The organism is Pseudomonas sp. SDO55104_S430 (assembly GCF_054070595.1).
Genome location: NZ_JBSVXG010000318.1, coordinates 1 through 4,992 on the forward strand (window position 1 = coordinate 1; position 4,992 = coordinate 4,992).

5 protein-coding genes are annotated in these 4,992 nt (G+C 60.3%); 4 read left to right on the top strand and 1 reads right to left on the bottom strand.

Annotated elements, in window-relative coordinates:
• Nucleotides 1–187: 187 nt before the first annotated feature.
• On the bottom strand, nucleotides 188–877 hold the full coding sequence (locus tag ACW9JE_RS28460) for a GntR family transcriptional regulator (RefSeq protein WP_175378467.1): 690 nt from the start codon (nucleotides 875–877) through the stop codon (nucleotides 188–190).
• A gap of 141 nt (nucleotides 878–1,018) precedes the next feature.
• Between ACW9JE_RS28460 and ACW9JE_RS28465 the strand changes: the two genes are divergently transcribed.
• Genes ACW9JE_RS28465 through ACW9JE_RS28480 form a run of 4 tightly spaced genes read left to right on the top strand, consistent with a single transcriptional unit; the run spans nucleotide 1,019 to nucleotide 4,896 of the window.
• Nucleotides 1,019–2,101 (top strand): ABC transporter ATP-binding protein, encoded by a 1,083-nt coding sequence (locus ACW9JE_RS28465; protein ID WP_457434653.1) that lies wholly within the window; start codon nucleotides 1,019–1,021, stop codon nucleotides 2,099–2,101.
• A gap of 1 nt (nucleotide 2,102) precedes the next feature.
• Nucleotides 2,103–3,020: an ABC transporter permease gene (locus ACW9JE_RS28470; RefSeq protein ID WP_224538718.1), complete on the top strand. Its 918-nt coding sequence runs from the start codon at nucleotides 2,103–2,105 to the stop codon at nucleotides 3,018–3,020.
• Nucleotides 3,017–3,805, top strand: a complete 789-nt coding sequence (locus ACW9JE_RS28475) for an ABC transporter permease (protein ID WP_059405972.1) — start codon at nucleotides 3,017–3,019, stop codon at nucleotides 3,803–3,805. Before ACW9JE_RS28470 ends, ACW9JE_RS28475 begins: the two co-directional genes overlap by 4 nt.
• A gap of 17 nt (nucleotides 3,806–3,822) precedes the next feature.
• Nucleotides 3,823–4,896 (top strand): extracellular solute-binding protein, encoded by a 1,074-nt coding sequence (locus tag ACW9JE_RS28480; protein WP_457434654.1) that lies wholly within the window; start codon nucleotides 3,823–3,825, stop codon nucleotides 4,894–4,896.
• Nucleotides 4,897–4,992: the final 96 nt, after the last annotated feature.

The following is a 4,992-nucleotide window of genomic DNA, read 5'->3' on the forward strand; positions in this document are numbered from 1 at the left end:
GGAGCGAGGGAACCCTGAGCCTAAGCGAAGGGCCGTACGTCAGGGGATAAAAGCGTTTGGTTACTTTGCGCTCTTCAAAGTGACCCGCCGTAAGGGCGGAACCAATAGCGGCCGTGACCGCAAAAATGGATATGTACCCAAAAGCATCGCGAGCAGGCTCTCACAGGAGAAAACCCAAATCCCCCGGTCAAACCTCAATCAGATGTTTGAGCGGGTTATACCCGGACTTCAAAGTAGCAGCCACATCAAGAATCGCCTTCTCGATCCCATTCAAATGCATGCAGGTCAACTCAATCGCCGCACTCTGATTCCCCGCCTCGATGTACTCGATCAACCGCAAATGCTCATTGTCACGACACGCCTCATGACTGTCGTCATCCAGCGCCGCCGCATACAGCGAGGCCCGGGAAATCAGCTTCTGAAACCAATCCAGCAGCACCGGATTATTCAAGCTACGAGCCAGCTTGATGTGGAACTCGCCAAGCAAATGAATCAACCGCTCATGATCCCCACTCCGGTGCGCCTCATCCTCCAGCAATAAATGATCACGCAGGTCCTGGGTCACCGCAGTATCCCGGCGGCGGCACAGTTCGCTGACGATGCCGATCTCCACCAGACGCCGGGTTTCGAACAGCGAACGGATCTCCTCATCGCTGGGCAATGACACCGATGCACCTTTATTGGGCTCGGTCGTCACCAGACCATCGGCCTCCAATTGCTTGAGCGCGGCGCGAACCGACGTGCGGCTGACATTGAATAGTTCGGCCAAAGACGCCTCCCCCAACTTCATTCCGGGCCGCAACGAGCGCTTGCTGATGGCCTCGTAAACCCCTTGGTAGACGCGGTCGACCGTGGTTTCCAGTTTCTTCTCGCTCATTCGATGACTCCTTCAGCGCTATGCAATCGCCCCCTTGGCGCCAGTACAGCCATGAAAAAGGGGGTTGCATGAGCAGGTTAATCCGGGTATTTCTAAATTGCATCCAGATTTTGCATACAATAATTAGAGGAATGCACCATTATGGGTCATCCAGTTGCAATTGAAGTGCGTAACGTCTCCAAACGGTATTCCGACGATCCAGGCTTGGCGCCAGCCCTGGATAACGTCTCGGTGAACATTGCCGACAACGAGTTTTTCACCCTGCTCGGCCCCTCCGGCTGCGGCAAGACCACCCTGTTGCGCACCATCGCCGGCTTCGAGCACGTCAGCGACGGCGAAATCCGCCTGGCGGGCGAGCCGGTCAACGATCTGCCGCCGTTCAAGCGTCGGGTCAATACGGTGTTTCAGAGCTACGCACTGTTTCCACATATGAGTGTTGCGCAGAATATCGCCTTCGGCCTCGAGATGCAGGGTCTTGAACGCAAGCTGATCCCCCAGCGCGTCGACGAAATGCTGGCACTGGTGCAAATGCAGCACCTGGCCAGGCGCAAACCGGCTGAACTGTCCGGTGGCCAACAGCAACGGGTGGCTCTGGCACGGGCCCTGGCGCCGAAACCGAAAGTGCTGTTGCTCGATGAACCGCTATCGGCACTGGACCTCAAGCTGCGCAAGGAAATGCAGGTCGAACTCAAGCGCGTGCAGAAGGAGGCTGGGATCACCTTCATTTTCGTCACCCACGATCAGGAAGAAGCCCTGACCCTGTCCGATCGCATTGCCGTGATGTCCGCCGGCAAGATCCTGCAGATCGGCACTCCCAACGAGATTTACGAGCGGCCGCAGCATCAGTTCGTCGCCCAGTTCATCGGCGATATCAACTTCCTGCCCGGTCACCTCAAACGTGGCGAGCACAACGAAAACCTGTTCGTGCCCAGCGGCATGCCGGTGGAAATCCCCTGCCCGCCCCAGGGCATCGACGGCAAGGTGCAACTGGCTTTCCGCCCGGAGCGTTCGCAACTGGTGGACCCGACCCAGCCGCATCACTTGCGGGGGGTGATCGAGGCCGTGTTGTACGTCGGCACCGCGACCCTCTATCAGTGCCGTCTGAACAACGACATCAAGGTCATGCTGCGGGAAAACAACGAAGGTCTGAACCGCAATCGCGGCGTCGGCGATCGCGTGGCAGTCAACCTGCCGCCCCACGCCTGCCTGCTGATGGAGGCCTGAGATGAGCGTCAGCAGCACTTCCCCCGCCCTCAACCGGGCGCTGTTGCTCAGCCCGGTGGTTCTGACCCTGCTGGCCCTGATCGCCATTCCGCTGGGCATCATGGGCTACATCAGCCTGCTGCCGCGCAACGTTTACGGCGGCGTCGACTGGCAGGCCAACTGGCAATTGCAAAGCTACGTGCAGTTGTTTTTCCAGGAAGGTTTCGACGGTGAACTGGAACTGAACTGGGTCTACGCCCAGGCGTTGCTGCGTTCCGTGTTCCAGGCCGGCGGCACCACGGTGCTGTGTTTCCTGTTCGGCTTCCCGGTCGCATTGTGGATGTCGAGCCTGACCCCACGCCGGCGCAACCTTATGGTGCTGCTGATCACCATTCCGTTCTGGACCAACCTGCTCATCCGCAACTACGCCTGGCTGATCATCCTGCGCGAGCATGGCTGGGTCGCCCAGAGCCTCAACGCGCTGTTCCCGTCCGCCGGTGGCATCACCCTGCTCTACAACGACTTCGCGGTCAGCGTCGGGCTGGTCTACAGCTTCCTGCCGTTCATGATTTTGCCGATCTACTCGACCCTGGAAAAACTCGACTGGCGTCTGGTGGAAGCCGCCTACGACCTGGGCGCCAACCGCTGGCACGCCCTGCGGCGGATCATCCTGCCGCTGTCGATGCCGGGGGTGATCGCAGGCTCTCTGCTGGTGTTCGTGCCGAGCCTGGGCGCGTTCATCACCCCGGCGATTCTCGGCGGTGGCAAGACCCTGATGATCGGCAACCTGATCCAGCAGCAATTCGGCACCGCGCGCAACTGGCCGCTGGGCAGTTCGCTGTCGTTCCTGTTGCTGGGGATTCTGCTGCTGTCCCTGGTGCTCTACGCGCTCTATAGCCGCAGCGCCGCCAAAACTCTTCGTCGGGGAGCCACCGCATGATCGCCCTGCACCTGAAAAAACTGCCGATGACCCGGGAAGTCAGCCTGCTGATCCTGGCCTATCTGTACCTGCCGATCTTCGTGCTGATCGCCTACAGCTTCAACGCCAACCGCTCGGCGACGGTGTGGACCGAGTTCTCGTTCGCCTGGTACGGGCGGATCCTGGCAAACCCGTCGATCCAGACGGCGGCGCTGAACTCGATCATTGTCGCCAGCATCGCCACGGTCTGCGCCACCGCCATTGCGCTGCTCGCGGCACTGGCGACCTACCGGCCGTTCTACGGGCAGAAGATGGTCGAAGGCGGGATCAACCTGCCGCTGATCCTGCCGGAGATCGTCACGGCGGTGGCCACCCTGCTGCTGTTCATGGCGCTGGGAATCAAGCTGGGTCTGCTGACGGTGATCGTTGCCCACATCGGCTTCTGCATTCCGTTCGCCTACCTGCCGATCCGCGCGCGGCTCAACGATCTGGACAAGAGCCTTCTGGAAGCGGCGAACGATCTGTACGCCAACCCCTGGCAGGTGTTTCGCCGGGTGACGCTGCCGCTGCTGTGGCCGGCAGTGCTGTCCGGGTCAGTGCTGGCGTTCGTGGTCAGCCTCGACGATTTCATCATGACCTTCTTCGTCGCCGGTCCCGGTTCCACGACCCTGCCGGTGTACATCTTCTCGGCCATCAAGGCTGGCGTGACGCCGGAGATCAACGCGATCTCGACCCTGATGCTGGTGATTTCCATCGTGCTGGTAGTGCTGGCCTTCTGGCTGGGACAGCGCGGCAAACAACAATGAGCCCGGAGACTTGTTTGATGAGCAAAAAAGTGAAAAGCCCCCGTTTCGCCGCTGCACGTTTCGCCGTTGCCAGTCTGGCCTTGAGCTGCTTCACCGCGTTCAGCGCCCAGGCCGCCGAGCCCAAGGAGCTGTTCTTCTACAACTGGACCGACTACTACCCGGTCGACCTGCTGGCCAAGTTCGAAAAGGAGACCGGGATCAAGGTCACCATGGACGGCTACGACAGCAACGAGACCCTGCTGGCCAAGCTGCAGGCCGGTGGTGCGGCCTATGACGTGATCGTGCCGTCGCAGTCGATCATGCGCACCCTGATCAACCAGAACCTGCTGCTGGAAATCGACACGCCGACCCTGCCCAACTTCCAGTACGTGAAGCCTGCGTTCCGCGACCCGGCTTTCGACCCGGGCCGCAAGTTCTCGGCGCCGTACCTGTGGGGCACCACCGGCTTTTCCTATGACAGCGCCCGGGTGCCTGGCGGCAAGCTGGACGACTCGTGGAAAGAATTCTTCGAACCGCGCAAGGAACTGCAAGGTCAGCTCGCCGCGCTCGATACTTCCAGCAGCGTGATCAATGCCGCCAGCCATTACCTGGATGTCGACGAGTGCACGGAAAACCCGCAGGACGCCAAGCGCATCCTTGAGCTGCTGCAAAAACAGAAACCCTTCCTGAAGATGTACAGCTCGGACAACACGGTCGATCGCATGGCCTCGGGCGAGGTGATCATGATGCAGAACTGGAACGGTTCCACGGCGCGGGCGACCTTGCAGAAGAACACCATCAAGTACGTGTATCCGAAGGAAGGCCTGGCGATGTTCCAGGACAACTTCGCCGTGCCGAAAAGCGCGCCGCACCCCGAAAACGCCAAGGTCTTCATCGATTGGATGATGAAGCCGGAAAACGCCGCCGCGGTGTCCAACGCTATCGCCTACGCCAACGGAATCCAGAGCGACAAGCTGATCGATGCCAAGTGGCGCGTGATGGACGCCATCAACATGCCCGACGAATTCGCCTCGCGCCTGCGCCCCGAGAAAGAGTGCAGCAACAAGGCGCGGGAACTGCAGGACCGGATTTGGGCGAAGCTCAAGGGCTAATTAATCGGCTATAGACCGAGTCGCGGCCTTCGCGAGCAAGCCCGCTCCCACAGGGATTGGTGCTGATCACAAAACTTGTGAACTCCCCGCCCCCCC

Coding starts and splice junctions, on each gene's coding strand:
- ACW9JE_RS28465 (WP_457434653.1), top strand. CDS start 1,019: ATGGGTCATCCAGTTGCAATTGAAGTGCGTAACGTCTCCAAACGGTAT.
- ACW9JE_RS28480 (WP_457434654.1), top strand. CDS start 3,823: ATGAGCAAAAAAGTGAAAAGCCCCCGTTTCGCCGCTGCACGTTTCGCC.
- ACW9JE_RS28475 (WP_059405972.1), top strand. CDS start 3,017: ATGATCGCCCTGCACCTGAAAAAACTGCCGATGACCCGGGAAGTCAGC.
- ACW9JE_RS28460 (WP_175378467.1), bottom strand. CDS start 877: ATGAGCGAGAAGAAACTGGAAACCACGGTCGACCGCGTCTACCAAGGG.
- ACW9JE_RS28470 (WP_224538718.1), top strand. CDS start 2,103: ATGAGCGTCAGCAGCACTTCCCCCGCCCTCAACCGGGCGCTGTTGCTC.